Origin of the sequence: Bradyrhizobium sp. SZCCT0231 (genome assembly GCF_018130245.1) — a bacterium.
Taxonomy (GTDB): domain Bacteria; phylum Pseudomonadota; class Alphaproteobacteria; order Rhizobiales; family Xanthobacteraceae; genus Bradyrhizobium; species Bradyrhizobium japonicum_F.
This window is the reverse complement of the sequence record NZ_JAFCKP010000021.1, coordinates 40623-58244: the sequence shown is the minus strand read 5'-3', so window position 1 is coordinate 58244 and position 17622 is coordinate 40623. Positions and strand designations below refer to the sequence as shown.

Genomic DNA, 17622 nt, shown 5'->3' with positions numbered 1-17622 from the left:
CTCATTCCGCAGCCTTTGGCCGGCTGGCGGAGCTGAAATTTGCGAGACCCTTTGGGGGAGTGCCGGCGGGACGCAAACTCACTCGCGCCGAACGGACCGAAAGCTAGGACTCTCCGTTGCGCCCGTCAAGAACTAGTGCGAGTTCCTGAATCAAATACTAAATATGGTGGATTGTGGGGGATAACAGGGGTGTTCACCGCGCCTGTTGTGGAGCCAAGTATCAGTGAGTCCTCAGGGATTCCCAACCGAAAAAATTCGCATCCCGTGGTGATGTGGCGCCTTCATCCCGCTGTTCACAGGGCAGGTATATTTTTCGGGACCGGGATTGCGTCGGGGGGACTCACGTAGCCCTACGGAAGGTGAGGTCAGGCATGCCCGCCGAAGTGGTGGCGGGGCCGGCGAATCCGCGCCAAGCTGACCTTAAGATTTTGCCGGACTACCCCATGCATGATTCGACCCGCCGGGATGCGCGGCCGCGCATTGCCCCGGCCGGCCTGATGTTCCTCGCGATCACCTCGATCGGATGGGGCTTCAACTGGCCGGTGACGAAATTCCTGCTCGCCGAGCTGCCGCCGCTGACCTTGCGCGGGGTCACCGGCGTTCTCGGGGCGGCGCTGCTGGCGCTGCTGGCGGTGATGCGCCGGCAGAGCTTGCGGGTCGAGGGCGCGATCTGGCCGCGTCTCCTCACCGCGGCCGTGCTCAACGTCACCGGCTGGATGGTGCTGATGGGCCTCGCGCTGCTCTGGCTGCCGGCGAGCGAGGCGGCGCTGATCGCCTACACCATGCCGGTCTGGGCCTCGATCATCGCCTGGCCGGTGCTGGGCGAGCGGCCGACGGTCTTGCGCACGCTGGGGCTGGTGCTGGCCTTTGCCGGCCTTGCCACGATCATGGGCGGCAACGGCATTGCCGCCAGCGCGGAAAAGCTGCCCGGCATCATCATGGCGCTGTGCGGCGCTTTCGGCTTCGCCGTCGGCACGGTGTTCTCCAAGAAGTACCCGATCCACCTGCCGCCGATCACGGCTGCGGCCTGGCAGATCGGGATCGGCTGCCTGCCGATCTCGATCGTCGGCCTCCTGGTCGAGACCACGCATCTGTCGCTGGTGACGCCGGTCGGCTGGTGGCTCCTGGTCTATTCGGTCGTCGGGCAGTTCTGCATCGCCTATGTCAGCTGGTTCGCCGCGCTGGCACGGTTGCCGGCCTCGGTCGCTGCGATCGGTACCATGGCGGTGCCTGTCATCGGCGTCGTCGCCTCGGCGATCGCGCTGGGCGAGCCGCTGGGAGCAGGGCAGATCGCGGCGCTGATCTTCACGCTGGCGGCCGTGGCGCTGGCGACGCGCTAGGGCAAGCCCGTACATTTGCCTCAAGTATTGACTTGCCTCGCGCTAGAAGAGACGATTGCACAACCTTGGAGGGTTGGGGAGATATGGACCGGGAAGAGGTTGGGACGTTGCTGGCGAGAGCCAGTATAAAAATCAGGTCTGAACGCCGAGACGGTAACGACACTGGTTGGCGAATGGAATGCGACAACGGAGCTATCATTAATGCATATGATAGCGGCAAGGTTGTTATTCAGGGCAAAAATCAAGACGCAACTAAGCGGGCATTAGGTTTGGACGGCGAGGTCGCGTCCAGCACGTTCGGGTTCGTTCCAGCAAAGTCTAAGCAGGCGCCAGCTCGGAAGGTGTTTGTCGTTTACGGCCATGACTCCCAAGCTCGGACGGAGCTTGAGGCCATGCTGAGGCGGTGGGGTCTTGAGCCTTTGATTTTCGATCAGATCAAATCCGGCGGCCAAACCATTATTGAAAAGCTTGAAACTGTGCGAGCTGAGGCCGACTTTGCAGTTGTCTTGGCAACACCGGATGATGAGGGGCACCGAAAAGAACATCCCGACGAGAAGGCGTTTCGCGTTCGTCAGAACGTGGTCTTGGAGCTCGGAATGATGCTCGCAATATTGGGGCGTCCTAAAGTTGCTGTCCTTCTTAAGAGTGACGTTCAAATGGAGCGGCCTTCCGACATTCAAGGCCTAATCTACATCTCCTACAAAGATAGTGTTGGAGAGGCGGCGTTGACGCTAGCCAAGGAAATCCACGGGCAGGGAATGCCCATTGATTTGCACAGAGTTTAAAGGAGTGTCGCTATTGGCCGCTCCGTGTGATGAAGCGAGCGCGCTCGAGCAATTCGTCAAATGTCACAATCTCTATATTGCGGTTTTCTCGTCGAAACAGCTCGAAAGTGTCGCTCATAATTCTCGTATCTCTTGGTGTGCCGGAACGGGAGAACTCGCTACGCGATCCGAGGACCAAGATGCTCTTTGCGTTTCTGGTGCGGGTTGTCAAAACTTCAGTACCGGACTTGTTGTAGTGCTCACCCGTCTGAGCGAAAGCTAGCCACTCAGCCTTTTGTTCTAGAATTTGAGAAACGGCGCTCATGAATTGGCTGCTGAACTCCCATGTACCTGCTCGTCCACGACGGCTTGCCGTAAAAATCGGTGTGTTGGGCGTTTTAATCTCAACGAGCACCGTGTAGTCCGTGAAGCTCATGAGAAAATCGATTACAGGTTTGTTTTGATTGTCTGAGCCTCCAGCTCCTACCGTCATCTCCCGGTCAAACTGCCTCATTACCCGATAGTCAAGGCCGTAACCAAACACCCATTGTTCGCGCTCAAAAAAGTCCTGCCACTGTGCTTCTCTCCAGCTCATGTCGTGCATGTGCTGCTCGTACTCGTTCAGGCCCTGCTTTCGACCGAGAAGGATATTGATTTCTTCCGGTGTTAGCGATTGCTGCAGGGCGCGGAGTACTCCGTCCCTCTGTTCTTCTGTCATTCCTTTGATGCGTTCTACGATTCCTCGGTCCGATGCGTCGATGATCGCTTTCGGGCCAGCTTTCGTGGATATGTCTTCAATCTGAAAGTTCTCATTATTCGATAGGTCAATGAATTCGATGTGGGAGAGGAAGCTAAGAAGTCGGTTGAACTCATCGCCGCGGAATGTGAACTCGTCCTTCTCGACTGCCCCAATCCAGTCCCCTGAACGTGATTTGAAGGTTTGGAGCGTGAGACGCTTAATCCTTTTGTCGTCTTGTGAGACAAGGGCAGACACCTGCGTCTTTCGAGTGTTTCCGGTAAGACGTAGGCACATTGCACCCTCAATCTCGCCGAGATGGAGTCGATCGCTTCCTTCGAGCACCATTCTGACGTGTCGGACCCGCTCTGCATTCGATCCACCGAACGTGAATATCTTGGATATATATGTCTTGGACTGCTTGCGGAGCTTGAAATATTCGTATTCGCTTTCGTCGCTCATATTGTTTGCTTTCGAAACCGTTGCCAGAACTGCTGAGTGGAATGCTGGGTTACGAAGGCAGTCAAGCCCCAGCGTCTTCTCAGTGCTCTGGAGCGCAACACGGCTACTACTTGGGCTTGCCGAGTCTAATCGGAGCTTTGCGGGATTAGGCGGCGCCTCTTTGGCAATGCGCTAGCTAACTTGCCTGGACCGCCCCGCCGCCTAGCGCCTTCCTTATCATCTCGGCGAGCTGGTTGCGGCGGTAGGGTTTCGTCAGCAGCAGCACGCCGTCGTCGAGCTTGCCGTGATGGACGACGGCGTTGTCGGTGTAGCCGGAGGTGTAGAGCACTTTCACACCCGGCCGGCGCCTGGCCACCTCTTCGGCGAGCTCGCGTCCGCTCATGCCGCCGGGGATGACGACGTCGGTGAACAGCAGATCGAACGTCTGGCCGGCCTCGATCAATTGCAGCGCGGCTTTGCCGTCGGCTGCGGCCACCGTCTTGTAGCCGAGGCTCTGGAGCTGCGCGGTGACGAAGTTGCGCACCAGCGTGTCGTCCTCGACCACGAAAATGGTCTCGGCGCCGCCTTCGGCCTGCGGCGCGACACTGGCTGCGACGTCCGCGGCGCCTTCGCCCGGCGGCAGATAGAGCTTGATCGTGGTGCCGTGGCCTTCCTCGCTGTAGATCTTGGTGTGGCCGCCGGACTGCTTGACGAAGCCGTAGACCATGGAGAGGCCGAGGCCAGATCCCTTGCCGACCTCCTTGGTGGTGAAGAAGGGCTCGAACGCCTTCTGCTGGACGTCGGGGGGCATGCCGGTGCCGGTGTCGCTGACCGCGAGCATCACGTAAGGGCCGGGCCGAACCTCCGCATTGGCCTGCGCATAGGCCTCGTCGAGCACGACGCGGCGGGTCTCCAGCAGCAGCTTGCCGCCGTTCGGCATGGCGTCGCGGGCGTTGATCGCCATGTTGAGCACGGCGTTGGTGAGCCTGGACGGATCGATGTGCGTCGTCATCGGCCCCTGTTCCAGCACGGTCTCGATCTGGATCTGCTCGCCGAGGGTGGGGCGCAGAAGCTTTGCGATGTCCGAGATCGCGGCGTTGATGTCGACGTTGCGCGGCTCGAGCGGCTGCCGGCGCGCAAATGCCAGCAGATGCTGGATCAGATCGGCGCAGCGCTCGGCGGCATCGTCGATCAGCCGTGCCGTGCGCTGAAGCTCGGGTTGGCCCTTCAGGCTCTCCACCAGCGTCTCGGTATTGCCCGAGATGACGGTCAGCATGTTGTTGAAGTCGTGCGCGACGCCGCCGGTCAGCTTGCCGATCGCATCCAGCTTCTGCGACTGGTACAGCTGCCGCTCCGTCTCGCGCGAGGTCGTCGCATCGTGATAGACCAGCACCGCGCCGGAGATGTTGCCTTGCCCGTCCCGCATCGGCCGGCCGCTGATCATGAGATGGCGGGGAGGATTGCCGCTGTGCGGGCGGACGATCATCTCCAGCTCTTCGAACTGCTCGCCGCGCAGCACGCGCGTCGATGGCAGCTCGTCGGCCGCGAGTGGCGTGACGCCGTCGCCGTGAAACACAGCGGACAGCGCGCGCAGATTGCTCAAATTCATGCCGGTGCGATGCACCAGGATGCGCTCGGCGGCGGGATTGGACAGAAGGACATTGCCCTCGGCGTCGATGACCAGAACCGCCTCCGCCATGCTGCGAAACGTGCTCTGGAGCACGTTGACCGACAGGCGCAGCTCGTCATGCGCGGTGACCAGGTGCTCGGTGCGCTCGGCCACCGCCGCCTCGAGCGCCGCCTTGGCGGCTTGTGTCTGCTCGAGCGAGCTCTGGAGCACCCCCGTGGCGCGCCGGCTTTCGCGCATCACCAGGGCGACCAGCAGCAGGATCAGCACGGCGCCGGCGACGTCGATACCGAGCAGCACGATGCCGGTGCGGCGCGAATCCTGGGAGCGCGCATTGAGCAGGCGTTCTTCCTCGGCGCTCAGATGGTCGAGATTGCCCATCACCTTGTCCATGAGGCCGCGGCCCTCGGCCTTGCTGTTGAGCGCGGCAATGCCGGCCTGGTCGTTCTCGGCGCGCAGGCGCATCGCTGTGGCGGCGATCTCGATCCGGCGCAGCGCCAGCGGCTCGGTGCTCTCCAGCAGCGCGACGTGATCGGAATTGTCGCGCACGTCGCGCTTGAGGTCGGCGAGGGCCGGCGCGATCATGGCGTGCATCGCCTGGAACTCATCGCTGAAGCCCCGGGTGCGATAGAGCTCGTAGCCGCGCGCGGCACTCTCGGCACGGCGCAACAGCACGCGGAGGTCGGAGATCTTCTTTTGCACCTGGACGGTATGATTGACCCATGCCGCGTCGGACCGCGCCTTGACGTCAAGGGCAATCGAAGCCGCGGTGATGATCAGGAGGATGGCAAGTCCAGCACCGAGAATGACGCGCTGCGTTGGAATCAAGGGACTTCTTTCTTGTCCTTCGGCTGTACGCCCGCGCCGGTGAGGCATTCCCGGATCGTGGTCAGCAGCGCTTCCGGCGTGAACGGCTTGCGCAGGCAGCGCGTTGCGCCGAGCTCCAGCGCCATGCGGAGAAAATCGGGAGAGGGCGAGGCGGATGAGGCGAAGGCGTAGCCCGACATCGCGATCAGCGGCGTAGTCGGGGCGCGCTCGTGAAAGATGCGGATGGATTCGAAGCCGCGCATATGCGGCATGAAGATGTCAACCAGCATTACGTCGAAGGCTTGCGATTCCAGCGCAGCCAGTCCTGTTTCGCCGCCGTCGGTCAGCGTGACGTCGAAGCCCTGACGTTGGAGGAGGACTTCGATGGTCGCGCCGACCATCGGATCGTCATCAACCACGAGAACACGCGGCATGACACTTCCCAGGTGATCGAAGTCCCCACTGCGATTGGTGATATCCGCGAATCGTGTGTCCGGTCAATTTTGGATTGGATCGCGAAGGATATGCACGGCGCAGTGCATAAAGATCCATTTGCCTCGACTTGTACGCATCCTCGTGCGTGCGAGCACGACGGGGCCGAAACAGCTGAGGGATACGCTAGCTGCGAAAAAGGCGCCGCATCGCTGCGACGCCTTTTGCCTAACGCCCGGGCGATCCGCCTAGGGGCACGGATGCCGCTGGCCATCGTAACCGAGATAAGTGCCCGAGGCGGGGTCGTAGGATTTGTAGCGCTGCGCGCAATAGGCCGCGGAGTCGCCGCCGCTATCCGGCACCACCGCAACCGACGGCTCGTCATAGTAGCTGTCGTAGTAGTACGGATCGTCGTAGTAGCCGCCGCCGTAATAGGCATACGAGCCGATGCCGCCGATCGCGGCGCCCGCCGCGAAGCCCGGCCAGAAGCCGCCGTGACGACGATGGTGATGCCAATGGCGGCCGCTCCAGTTGCTTCCGCCCTGCCAGTTGCCGGCGGTTGCGACGCTGCGGGTGCCGCTGAAGGACGGCGAGAGGGCAGGACGGGGCGCCGCGCCGGCTACGAAGCTGCCGCCACTCGGACGAACCGCCGTGCCGGCCGCGAAGCTGCCACCACTCGGACGCATCGCGGCGCCGGCCGCGAAACTGCCTCCGCTCGGGCGCATGGCGCCGCCACCGCCATGGAACGCGGCACCGCCGCCACCCATGCGCGCGCCGCCACCGAAGTGAGCACCGCCGCCACCACCGCCGATATGGGCGCCACCGCCGCCGCCCAACGCAGGACGATTCTGGGCAAAGCTCGGCGTCGCCAAGGGAAGAACCAGCGCCACCGCCGCGGCGGCACTCAAGGCTTTCAGACTGTTCATGGTTAAACTCCTTTCCCGGGAGGCAAACCCTATGAAAGCGCTGGGGTTCCGGGGATCACGCTGGTTTGCGCGCAAATGGAGCTTCCGTCGCGGCCGCTGTACCGGGCATGAATGAATCGCGTCCGCTTTGCGGCAGGAGCTGGTTGATGGACGATTTGTGGAGGGTGCCGGCGCCCCACCGAACTGGACATTTCGCTGCCCGGATGGCATCAGGACCCGACGAAGCAGGGCCCTTGCCGCATGAAACAATTCTTCCTCAAGTTCTTCACCTGGTGGAATGGCCAGACTTTTGGCACCCAGCTCTGGACCAAGCGGTACGGGGAGCTGGTCGGCCAGGACGAGCAGGGCAACCTCTATTATCGCACCCGCGGCGGGGCGGTCGACCCGACGCTCGGCTTCGAGCGGCGCTGGGTGGTCTATAACGGCTATGCTGAGGCGAGCCGGATTCCCCCGTCCTGGCACGGCTGGATCCATCACGTCGTCGATGCGCCGCCGACCGAGGCCAACTACCAGCCGCGCGAGTGGGAAAAGCCGCACCAGCCGAATCTCACCGGCACGGCCAAGGCCTATCGTCCCTCCGGCTCGACGCTTGCCAGCGGCCGGCGTCCGAAGGCGACCGGCGACTACCAGCCCTGGACGCCCGGCTAGCCTTTCGGCCGACCTGCGAACCGCCATCTTTCGAAGCGGGTGCACGTGCATCCGCGCCGCTGTGGACAACGGGAACAGCGGGGATGCCGCTTGCGCGGGCATTGCGCCGGGGCGGGCGATGCGGCTCAATGATCCCATCTTACGGAGATGGGAGACCATCGCGTTCGGTTCGGGCAACAGCTCGCGACTGTCCCGAGATGCAGCGGCCGCCGAGGAAGGACTCGATCGGGAGATAGGCCCCCGGTCTGGAAGCTCCGAAATCGCCCGATGTGAATGTGCAGCCGCCGTGAGACAGGAAAGGCCGCTTGGGAAACCAAGCGGCCTTTTTCTTTTGGAGATCAGCACGAAGGTCGACTTGCCCCGGACGCAGCGCAGCGCTCCCTTCAGCGATGCGCTGCAGAGCCGGGGCCCATGTTGCGGCGGTCTGCGTAGCTTCCTGTTGGGTCCCGGCTCGGCGGAGCAGCGTTGCACGCTGCACCGCGTCCGGGACACGAGAGCGGAGTCTAGTTCACCCGCTCGGCGGCCCGCTTCACCGCCTCGAGGCGCCGCGCCTGGTTTTGCGCGCCGCGCTCCCTCAGCAACGCCAGCACTTCAGCGGATGCGGTGTCGGGTGAACCCGAATTGAACGGCGGGGCGGGGTTGTATTCCATCTGGAGCTGGATCGCTTCCGCCGTCGTGCGATTGATCATGATCGACACCAGCGTCAGGGCGAAATCGATGCCGGCGGTGACGCCGCCGCCGGTGATGCGGTCGCGATCGATGCAGACGCGCGTCTTTGTCGGTATCGCGCCGAACTGGGCGAGCATTTCCATCGCGCTCCAATGGGTCGCGGCGCGGTAGCCCTTCAAGAGGCCGGCCGCGCCGAGCGCCAGCGATCCCGTGCAGACCGAGGTGACATATTTGGCGCCTGCGGCCTGCTTGCGCAGGAAGTCGAGCACCTCCTCGTCGTTGAGCAGGTCGTTGGTGCCGCTGCCGCCGGGCACGCAGATCACGTCGAGTTGAGGGCAGTCCGCAAACGTCGTCGTCGGCGTCAGCGTCATCACGGAATCGCTCGGCACAGGTTCGATCCGCTTCCAGATCAGATGCAGTTTCGCGCCGGGAACCATGGCGAACACCTGCAATGGGCCGGTGAAGTCGAGCTGGGTGACGCGTGGGAACACCAACAGACCAATCTGGAGCGGTGACGACATCGGCAGATCCTCCAATTGCGAGCTTGACGCCGGCAGGATGGCATGCTGCCCTCCCGTCCGAAATGGCATAATTCCCTCTATTTCGGACATCGTATTCGGAGCTGGACCATGATCGGCATCCTGATCTTTCCCGATTTTCAGCTGCTCGACGCTGCAGGTCCGATCTCGGTGTTCGAGATCGCGGCACGTGCTTCCAGCAAGCCGCTTGCGCTCCGGGTGCTGGCGCTGAACGCAGGGCCGGTGCGAAGCTCGTCGGGCGTCGAGATGATGGCGCGTGATTTCAAATCGGCGAATGCGATCACGACACTGGTGATCGCGGGCGGTGCCGGCGTTGCGGAAGCTGCGCGCTGCGAGGTCACGCGCGCCTTCGTGCAACGGCTGGCGCGGCGCGGCATGCGGGTCGCGAGCGTTTGCTCGGGGGCTTATGTGCTCGCTGAGGCGGGCCTGCTCGACGGCCGCCGTGCCACGACGCATTGGGGCCGCACGCGCGATTTCGTCGCGCGCTATCCCAGGGTGAAGTTCGAGCCGGACCAGATTTTTACCCGCGACGGCAATGTGTGGACATCCGCAGGAATCACCGCAGGGATCGACCTCGCGCTGGCGATGGTCACTGAGGACCACGGCGAGGAGATCGCGCAGGCGACTGCGCGGCAACTCGTGCTGTACCATCGCCGCAGCGGCGGTCAGTCGCAATTCTCCTCGCTGCTGGAATTGAAGGCGCCGAACGGACGCTTCGGCACGCTATTGTCCTGGGCGCGCGAAAATCTCGACGCACCGTTGACGGTGGAGGATCTCGCCGATCGCGCCGGGATGAGCGCACGGCATTTTGCCCGCGCCTTTGCCGCCGAGACCGGCACGACGCCGTCCAAGGCGATCGAGCGGCTCAGGCTCGAAGTCGCGCGCGAGCGCGTGCAGTCTTCGCGCGAAGCGATCGAGCGCGTTGCGGAAACGACCGGCTTCCGCGACCCCGAACGGATGCGCCGCGCCTTCATCCGCGCCTACGGACAGCCACCGCAGGCGCTGCGGCGCGCGGCGCGGGTGGGGTAGGGCTTGCGCTCGTGTCAGCGAACGAGTGGCGCGCTATAGGGGTGGGCGTGTAACCCGCGTCTCGCCCCACTGGAGGCGGGGCGAGACCGTTGCTCCCGGAGCAACCCGTTCAGATGAGGAAGTCGGTCGGGTGCAGGCTCGCCGCGTTGACGCCGTCGAGTGTGATGGAGTCGCTCGCCGACAGATGAATCACGGCGTCGCCGGCGGCATTGTCGCTGATCAGGCTCGACAGCGCGGTCCAGTCCGCAAACCCGTAGTCGTGCAGATTGATCAGATCGTGCTCCGTCGCGGTGCTGCCGACCGCCTTGTTGCCCTGATCGAAGTCGGTGATGAGGTCATTGCCGGAGCCGGCGTTGAAGACGAAGATGTCGCTGTTTCCGCCGCCTGAAAGCTGGTCATTGCCGGCGCCGCCGTTGAGGATATCCCTGCCGCCGATGATCGAGCCCGGCGTCGCGGGGTCATAGACCTTCGCATCGCCATACAGGAAATCATTGGTTGCGCCGCCGGTGAGAATATCGTTACCGCCATGGGCATTGCCGGACATGGTCCGAGCATCGCCGAAGAGCTCTGGGTGCGTAAGCTGGATAGTGTCGGGGCCATCGAACTTGAGTGTGATAGTGTCATCTCCCCCTTGGGCATTGTCGGTCAGCGAGGTCGCCGAATCTCCGTACGCAACAAATCCGACAGTCCAGACCTCGGTGCCAAAGGTTACAGTGATATTGTCGTTGCCGCCATGCGCATCGCCGCCGATGGAACCGATGGCATCGCCACTGGCTGTCGCTGAGCCCTCCATGGTTCTCAGATTGATGTCGAGCGTGTCATTGCCGCCCTGCGCCGTGCCGCTCATGGAACCACCGGCGTCGCCGGCGTACACATTATCGTAGCTTCGCCAACCCACCGCACCGGTGATGGCGTCACTGCCGCCGTGCGAATTGCCCGACAAGTCGCCGGCAACGTCGCCGAAAGCATGCACGTTGGTGTACAGCGAGTCGGCCAAGACATTGATCGTGTCGTTGCCGCCGCTGGCGTCGTCGGTCATCGCCTGGGCATCGCCGGCCACGAGAGCTTCGTTCCAGCCATAGTTGAAGTTGACCGTGAGCGTGTCGTTGCCGCCGTGGGACAGGCCATGCAGCGTCGTGTTGTCGTCGCCAAAGATCGTGACTTCTGCTTCGGGCTGGGTGATCGTTGCCGTCACGGTGTCGTTGCCACCCCAGGCGTCGGTGGCGGTCGGAAAGTTCGGATCTCCGTTGACGGTTTCGATTTGGCCAAACTGGTCGAGCAGGACGTCGATGGTGTCGTTCGGCAGATGCTGCATGGCGTAACTCCCATTTCATTGTCGGAAGCGTGCCTGACGTCGGCAAATTCTTGCCCGGCGTGTTGTGACCACGCTTCACGGAGACGAATCTAGTTTTGGTGGATGGCGGAGGTATGCTGGAATTCGGGACAGATCTTGATTGCAACGAAGATTGGCCGCGCGGCGGCGGAACTTGTCGTCGTGCTGTTGCAATCCCGGTGTCGCCGCGCGACGCGGGGCGACATGCCTAGCTAGTGCTCTTTGCCGCCACCGCGCTGGAGGCATCCATGCGCGCTGTCAATCGCCGCGCGATCGGCATCAGCATGTACGGCGCAAGATGAATCGGAAACTGCGTCAGCGCGAAATAGAGCCAGGTCGTGGCCGGCAGCGCGCCAGCGGTGGCAGCCAGCATCAGCCCGAGATTGCGCTGTGACACCATCAGGCCGATGGCGAAGGCGCGCTCGGTGCCGACGCGACGGAAGATCAGCGTCGTCGCGGCGAGCAGGGTAAAATAGACCGCAAAGGCGAGCAGCGCGACGCCGATCGTGAACAGCGGATCGGCGATGAGGTCGTTGGCGACATCGCCCATCACCGCACAGGCGAACACAAGCAGGATGATGATGTTGAAGCCGTCGATCGGCCGCTTCCGACGCTGGATCGCCTCCGCGCCGAAGATCCAACGAATGATCGTCGCGGCCAGCAGCGATGCTGCGAGAATGCCGAGCAGCTTCAGGCCGAGCGTGGCCGGCGAGATGTCGAGCACGCCGCCGAGAAAGAGACCCGCGAACAGCGAAGCGGTGAAGGGAACGAGTGCGGTCGAGGTCACCAGCGTCACGAGCACCAGCGTGGCATCGAGGCCCATCAGTGCGGCAAGGGCCGGCGCCGCCATCATCGGGGAGGCCATGCCCTGGAGCATCAGCGCGAGAGCCAAGCCGGGCGAACTCGCGGCGAGCCCGGTCGCGTAGGCGGCGAGGGCGACGATCAGCGGCACACCGATCGTGGTCCAGGCCGTCGCGGCCGCGACCAGCGCCGGCCGGCGCAGATGTCCGTACAGCGACACGAGATCGACGCGCATGAAGGAGATGCAGAGCAGAAGAAAGATCGCCTCGGTGACATAAGGGCGCAGCAGCGCGCCGAGCGGCGGCACCGCGACCGCGATGAAGGCGATCGCAGCCACCGCACGGGTGCCCTGGCCGCCGAGCCAGGCGAGGGCACGCAGGGGAAGGGCGAGGACGGCTCGGAGGGAGGAGGGCATCTCTGTCGGTATTGTCGGGTGCGTCCAAGTTGGTGTCATTTTGGGGGCGGCGCCCGCCTTCGGGCCCCCGGGGAGAGGCCCTCGACTATCCCATCCGGGAGCTGGCCTGGCCAGACCGCGCCGGGAAGGGCAGGGATGCCGCCCTTCCCCCGCCGTATTCGGCGTGTTAACCGGAGGGCCTGCGAGCGGCGGTATCCCCTGTAGAATGTCCAACGAGCCCGATTCGCTGTTGAAGCCGCGCGAGATGTTCAAAACCTTTTCCCTGACCGGTCTTGCGGCGCTTTTGGCCGCCACCGCACTGACGGCTGCGACGCCGGCTCAGGCGCAGATCGGCACGATCTTCTCCGATCCGCCGCCGCTGCGGCCGCCCGGCAATATTCCGCGTGGCCAGCCCCAGCCGCAGCAGATCCCCGAGGACGACGAAGAGGTGCCCGAGCTGCCGCCGCAGGGGCGCGTGTTGCCGTCGCGCCCGATGCCGCCGCCCGCGGGCCGGCAGGGGAATGTCATGCCCGGGCCGGTCGAGAGCCAGCCCCTGGCGCCGCCGCCGGGCTCGACCCTCGCGCCACCGAACCAGCCGCCCTCCGCCGCGATCGTTCCACCCGGTCCGCAAGGGGCTCCGGGTGCGCCCGGTCAGCGCCAGCCTCAGCAGAAGGGCGGGCCGGGCGGCGCCGTCCCGCAGACGCCGGCGAGCCTCCAGCCGGGCGACGAGGTCGTGACCGAGCCGCCGGCCCAGAAGATCGTGAACAAGAAGGCGACCTTCTCCGGTCTCGACAAGATCACCGGACGCATCATCAATTTCGACGAGGAGATCGGCGAGACCGTCCAGTTCGGCGCGCTCCGGGTCAAGACCGACGCCTGCTACACGCGGCCGGCGACGGAGGCCGCCAACACCGATGCCTTCGTCGAGGTCGACGAGATCACCTTGCAGGGCGAGGTGAAGCGCATCTTCTCGGGCTGGATGTATGCGGCAAGCCCGGGCCTGCACGGCGTCGAGCATCCGATCTACGATATCTGGCTGACCGACTGCAAAGAGCCGCAGCAGACCATCGCGACCGCGGCACCGGATCCGGCCGCGGCAAAGCCGCCGCCACCACCACCGGCGCAGAAGAAGGCCGCGCCCAAGCAGGTGCAGCAGCGGCCGCCGCAGCCTCTGCCGCCGATCCAGCAGCAGCAACCGGCACCGCCGCCCCCTCCGCCGCCGGAGCAGAGGCCAGGTCTGTTCGGCATCCCGGGGTTTGGCCGCTAAGCCCAGCAAACGATCATTGCCGCGAAGCGATGATCTCGAGCGCGTGCGCGCCGGGGATCGCTTCGCCGGCGGAGAGCCTCAGGAAATCGCCGGGTTCGCCCGCCAGCGCCTTGTCGAGCAGCGCCGTATAGCGTCGCCGCGAAATCTCGACTGCGCCGAAGCTCTTCAAATGCTCGGTGACATATTGGGTGTCGAGCAGCTCGAAGCCGCCATGGATGAGCCGCGCGACCAGATGCACCAGCGCGACCTTCGAGGCATCGCGCGCGGTGTGGAACATGCTCTCGCCGAAGAAGGCCCGTCCGAGGCTGACGCCGTAGAGCCCGCCGACGAGGTCGTCACCCTGCCAGGCTTCGACGCTGTGGCAATGGCCGAGCTCGTGCAGGCCGCCATAGAGGTCGCGGATGCGCTTGTTGATCCAGGTGTCCTCGCGTCCTGCTTGCGGCGCCGCGCAGCCGGAGATGGTCGCCTTGAACGCGGTGTTGACGGTGACGCGGAACGTGTCCGACCGCACGGTGCGCGCGAGTCGCGAGGCGACGCGAAAGCCGTCGAGCGGTATGACGCCGCGCAACTCCGGCTCGACCCAGAACAGGGTCGGATCGTCGGCGCTTTCCGCCATCGGAAAGATGCCGCAGGCATAGGCGCGCAGCAGCACGGCCGGGGTGATTTCAGATGGGGCGGAGTCGCGCGAAGTCATGGCTTGCCACCATAGCAGGATCGCATTGCGGTTGCGATGGGGGCGCGGTCAGCTCGCGGCGGCGGTGCTGGTCTTGCGGGGGGCTGCGGGGATGCGGCCGAACTTCAGCACGATCCGGGTTCCGAAATGCGCGGGATCGCGCTCGACCGTGGCGTCGAGCTTGGACGCCATGGCCGCGACGATGCGCTGGCCCATGCCGGTGGAGCGCGGATCGGCCTTGACGTTGTCGCCGACGCCATCGTCGGTGATCGAGAGCAGCAGATCGTCTCCTTGCGAGATCAGCTCGACATGGATCGGGCCGGCGCCGTCGGGATAGGCGTATTTCACCGCGTTCATCACCAGCTCGTTGACGATGATGCCGACGGCGACCGCACGGTCAGGATCGATCTCGATCGGCTCGGCCTTCAGCGTCAGGCGCGACATCCGGTCGCCTTCGGCCGAGCGGCGGAGATCCTCGAGCAGCGAGTCCAGATACTGATTGAGGACCACGCTCTTCAGGTCCTGCGAGGTGTAGAGGCGGCGGTGCACCTGCGCGACCGCAGCGACGCGGCCCATCGCATTGGTCAGCGCCGCCTTGACCTCCTCCTGCGCGGCGGAGCTTGCCTGAAGGTGCAACAGCGAGGCGATGATCTGGAGCGAGTTGCCGACACGGTGGTTGACCTCGCGCAGCAACAGCTCGCGCTCGGCGGCGAGGGCCGCGTAGCGGTCGCGCGAGGCGTGGATCTCGGCTTCGGCTTCATCGCGTGCCCGCTGCAACTCGGCCTGGCGCAGCGCGCCTTCGGCGGCGACGTGGAGGAGCGGGATGAAGTCGCCCTGGAGGTCCTTCACCAGATAGTCGGCCGCCCCCGCTTTAAGCGCGGTCACCGCGATGCTGGAATCCTGCGACGCGGTGACGAACACGACCGGCGGCGCATCCGGGATCGCCATGATCTGCTCGAGCGTCTCCAGCCCGTCGAGGCCCGGCATGTACTGATCGAGCGCCACGACATCGATGCCGCCTTCGGCGCCGGCGCGGCGGATGCGCTCGAGACCTTCCTCGCCGCTCGCGGCATGGACGACCCGGTAGCCGCGCCGCGTGAGGCCACGATCGACCAGGCGCGCCAGCGCGTCGTCGTCGTCGATGTAGAGCAGTGTCGGCGTGCGCTGGTTCATGTGGCGGCGGGCGGGACCTGGATGACCGAGAAGAACAGCCCGAGCTGCCGGATGGCATTGGCGAAATTCTCGTAATTGACGGGCTTGGTGATGTAGACGTTGCAGCCGAACTCGTAGCAGCGCTTGATTTCCTGGGAATCGTCGGTGGTGGTCAGCACCACCACGGGCGAGGCCTTCAGGTATTTGTTTTCCTTGATCTGCTTCAGGATGTCGATCCCGGTCATGTCGGGCAGGTTGAGATCGAGCAGGATCAAGAGCGCATTGCCCTTCTGCACGAGCCCGCTGCCGTCGGCGCCGAACAGGTGCCGCATGGCGTCGTTGCCGTTGGCAAACGCGACGATCTCGTTGTTGACGCCGGACCTTCTGATGTTGCGCTCGATCAGGCGGGCGTGGCCCTCGTCGTCCTCGATCATGACGATGGTGACAGGCTGGGTCATCGATCTCTGTTCCGGTTGCTCACGTTCCAGGCGATCGGCAGCGTGATCGTGAAGGTACTGCCCGCGTTCAGTTCCGATGATACCGACATGGTGCCGCCGAGACGGCGCACAAGTGCACGCACATGCGCAAGGCCGATGCCCTGGCCGGGCTTGTCCTGAGTTCCCGCGCGGCGGAACAGGTCGAATATCCGCTGGTGATCCTTCGGATCGATCCCGCGGCCGTTGTCGCTGATCTCGAAGATAGCGTAGCCGAGCTTGGTCCGCCCGCGGATTCTGATCTCACCGGGCACGCCGGGCTTGAGATACTTGATCGCGTTGTCGATCAGATTGGAGAAGATTTGCTCGAGGGCGAGACGGTCGCTCACGAGGTTCGGCAGAGGCTCGAGGTGGATCTCGGCCTGCGCCTCGACCGCCTGATGCGCCAGCGTCGAGACGATGGCCTCGATCAGCTCGCGCGTGTCGATCTTCACCGGCTCGAATTCGCGCCGGCCCTCGCGCGTGAGGTTGAGGATGGCCGAGATCAGCCGGTCCATCTTGGCGATCGACGTCTTGATGAAGCCGAGCGCTTCGGAGAAATCCTCCGAGAGCTGTTTGTCGGCGCCTTCGAGCGCGATCTCGCCGGGAGCGCCGGGCGCCGGCGGCGACCCGTCGGCGGAGACGTTGGTGAGGCCGCCGATCCGGCGGAAGATATCGTCGCCGAGCTCCTCGAGCTCGCTGGTGAAGCCCATGATGTTGACCAGCGGCGAGCGCAGATCGTGGCTGACGATATAGGCAAAGCGCTGGATCTCGTCGTTGGCTTCGCGCAGGTCCGCAGTGCGCTCGTCGACGACGGTTTCCAGGTTGACGTTGGCATCGCGCAGACGGGATTCAGCCTCGTCGCGGACGCGCGCCGAGCGCCGCACCAGCCAGATCGAGATCATCGCCAGCACCACCACGAAGCCGGAGCCGATGCCGGTCATCGACGCGGCGAGGGTCTGGCTGCGGTCGGAATTTGCCGTTCGGAGCCGGAACAATCGTTCCTCCTCGCGGATCATGGCGTTGGCCATGTTGCCGATCGTGGTCGTGGTGTTGCCGCCGGCGGCCTCGCGGATCAGCGCCGTGGCCCTGTCGGGCTGCCCCTGCTTCACGAAGGTCATCTCGCGCGAGAACTGGTCGAGCCGGGTCTCGATTGCCGCTCTCAGCTTCTCGATGTTGTCGCGTTGCGCCGGATCGTCGCCGACCTGGCGCGTGAGCTTGTCGAGCGCCGGAATGATCGCCGCGACGGCCTTCTCATGGTCCGACAGGAAATCCGGCCCCTGCGTCAGGAGAAAGCCGCGAGCGCTGCTCTCGGCGCGCCGGACTTCGAGCAGCAGGGCGTTGATCTGGTTCTCCACCTCGATGGTATGAAGCACCCATTTGCTGTCTTCCCGGGCCTTGTTGACGAGGTAGACGGAGCCGGCGCTGATGACGGTCAGCACCAAAAGGCCCGCCGAAAGCAGCAGGATCTGCCAAAACGCGCGCCGTCGGTGGGCTTCAGCCCTCACGACGATCTACCTGTCGACGTTCAGTGGAGTTCAAAACGCCCCCTTGGAACTGTCCCGCGGTCC

Annotated in this window: 16 protein-coding genes; 5 read left to right on the top strand and 11 right to left on the bottom strand. The window is 64.3% G+C overall.

The window, feature by feature from the left end; all coding sequences use genetic code 11:
- Positions 1-443: 443 nt before the first annotated feature.
- Together JQ566_RS30870 and JQ566_RS30865 are read left to right on the top strand one after the other, a co-directional pair.
- Positions 444-1340, top strand: coding sequence for a DMT family transporter (locus JQ566_RS30870; protein WP_212379421.1), 897 nt, complete (start codon positions 444-446; stop codon positions 1338-1340).
- Positions 1341-1423: 83 nt separating this feature from the next.
- Positions 1424-2125 carry a TIR domain-containing protein gene (locus JQ566_RS30865; protein WP_212379419.1) on the top strand — a complete coding sequence of 234 codons (702 nt, stop codon included), beginning with the start codon at positions 1424-1426 and terminating at the stop codon, positions 2123-2125.
- A gap of 10 nt (positions 2126-2135) precedes the next feature.
- Here JQ566_RS30865 and JQ566_RS30860 read toward each other — a convergent pair whose 3' ends face one another.
- The 4 genes from JQ566_RS30860 to JQ566_RS30845 all read right to left on the bottom strand — a co-directional run bounded on the left by JQ566_RS30860 (position 2136) and on the right by JQ566_RS30845 (position 7073).
- Positions 2136-3302, bottom strand: coding sequence for a Shedu immune nuclease family protein (locus JQ566_RS30860; protein ID WP_212379417.1), 1167 nt, complete (start codon positions 3300-3302; stop codon positions 2136-2138).
- Positions 3303-3477: 175 nt separating this feature from the next.
- Entirely contained in the window at positions 3478-5736 is a 2259-nt protein-coding gene (locus JQ566_RS30855; protein WP_212379415.1) for a CHASE3 domain-containing protein, read from the bottom strand.
- Positions 5733-6149, bottom strand: a complete 417-nt coding sequence (locus JQ566_RS30850; RefSeq protein WP_212379413.1) for a response regulator — start codon at positions 6147-6149, stop codon at positions 5733-5735. Before JQ566_RS30850 ends, JQ566_RS30855 begins: the two co-directional genes overlap by 4 nt.
- Before the next feature lie 246 nt (positions 6150-6395).
- Positions 6396-7073, bottom strand: coding sequence for a BA14K family protein (locus JQ566_RS30845; protein WP_212379411.1), 678 nt, complete (start codon positions 7071-7073; stop codon positions 6396-6398).
- 240 nt (positions 7074-7313) lie between these two features.
- Between JQ566_RS30845 and JQ566_RS30840 the strand changes: the two genes are divergently transcribed.
- On the top strand, positions 7314-7721 hold the full coding sequence (locus tag JQ566_RS30840) for an NADH:ubiquinone oxidoreductase subunit NDUFA12 (RefSeq protein ID WP_212379408.1): 408 nt from the start codon (positions 7314-7316) through the stop codon (positions 7719-7721).
- Positions 7722-8224: 503 nt separating this feature from the next.
- Here the strand turns inward: JQ566_RS30840 and JQ566_RS30835 are convergent.
- Complete coding sequence (locus tag JQ566_RS30835) at positions 8225-8911, bottom strand: DJ-1/PfpI family protein (protein WP_212379406.1); 687 nt, start codon at positions 8909-8911, stop codon at positions 8225-8227.
- 108 nt (positions 8912-9019) lie between these two features.
- Here JQ566_RS30835 and JQ566_RS30830 point away from each other — a divergent pair, with 108 nt between their 5' ends.
- On the top strand, positions 9020-9958 hold the full coding sequence (locus tag JQ566_RS30830; RefSeq protein WP_212379404.1) for a GlxA family transcriptional regulator: 939 nt from the start codon (positions 9020-9022) through the stop codon (positions 9956-9958).
- Positions 9959-10067: 109 nt separating this feature from the next.
- On the opposite strand, the gene JQ566_RS30825 is transcribed toward JQ566_RS30830, so the two are convergent.
- Both JQ566_RS30825 and JQ566_RS30820 read right to left on the bottom strand, forming a co-directional pair.
- A complete protein-coding gene (locus JQ566_RS30825) occupies positions 10068-11273 on the bottom strand; it encodes a calcium-binding protein (RefSeq protein ID WP_212379402.1) in 1206 nt (401 codons plus the stop codon).
- Positions 11274-11499: 226 nt separating this feature from the next.
- A complete protein-coding gene (locus JQ566_RS30820) occupies positions 11500-12507 on the bottom strand; it encodes a Na+-dependent transporter (RefSeq protein WP_212379399.1) in 1008 nt (335 codons plus the stop codon).
- Between the two features lie 205 nt (positions 12508-12712).
- Between JQ566_RS30820 and JQ566_RS30815 the strand changes: the two genes are divergently transcribed.
- A complete protein-coding gene (locus JQ566_RS30815; protein WP_212379397.1) occupies positions 12713-13753 on the top strand; it encodes a DUF2155 domain-containing protein in 1041 nt (346 codons plus the stop codon).
- Between the two features lie 13 nt (positions 13754-13766).
- On the opposite strand, the gene aat is transcribed toward JQ566_RS30815, so the two are convergent.
- From aat to JQ566_RS30795, 4 genes are read right to left on the bottom strand one after another with little or no spacing between them, the layout of a single operon-like run.
- Positions 13767-14447 (bottom strand): leucyl/phenylalanyl-tRNA--protein transferase, encoded by a 681-nt coding sequence (aat, locus tag JQ566_RS30810; protein ID WP_212379395.1) that lies wholly within the window; start codon positions 14445-14447, stop codon positions 13767-13769.
- A 48-nt stretch (positions 14448-14495) separates the two neighbouring features.
- Complete coding sequence (locus tag JQ566_RS30805; protein WP_212379393.1) at positions 14496-15599, bottom strand: sensor histidine kinase; 1104 nt, start codon at positions 15597-15599, stop codon at positions 14496-14498.
- Complete coding sequence (locus JQ566_RS30800) at positions 15596-16036, bottom strand: response regulator (protein WP_212379391.1); 441 nt, start codon at positions 16034-16036, stop codon at positions 15596-15598. Before JQ566_RS30800 ends, JQ566_RS30805 begins: the two co-directional genes overlap by 4 nt.
- Positions 16033-17559, bottom strand: a complete 1527-nt coding sequence (locus tag JQ566_RS30795) for a sensor histidine kinase (protein WP_212379389.1) — start codon at positions 17557-17559, stop codon at positions 16033-16035. The genes JQ566_RS30800 and JQ566_RS30795 overlap by 4 nt, the downstream gene beginning before the upstream one ends.
- Positions 17560-17622: the final 63 nt, after the last annotated feature.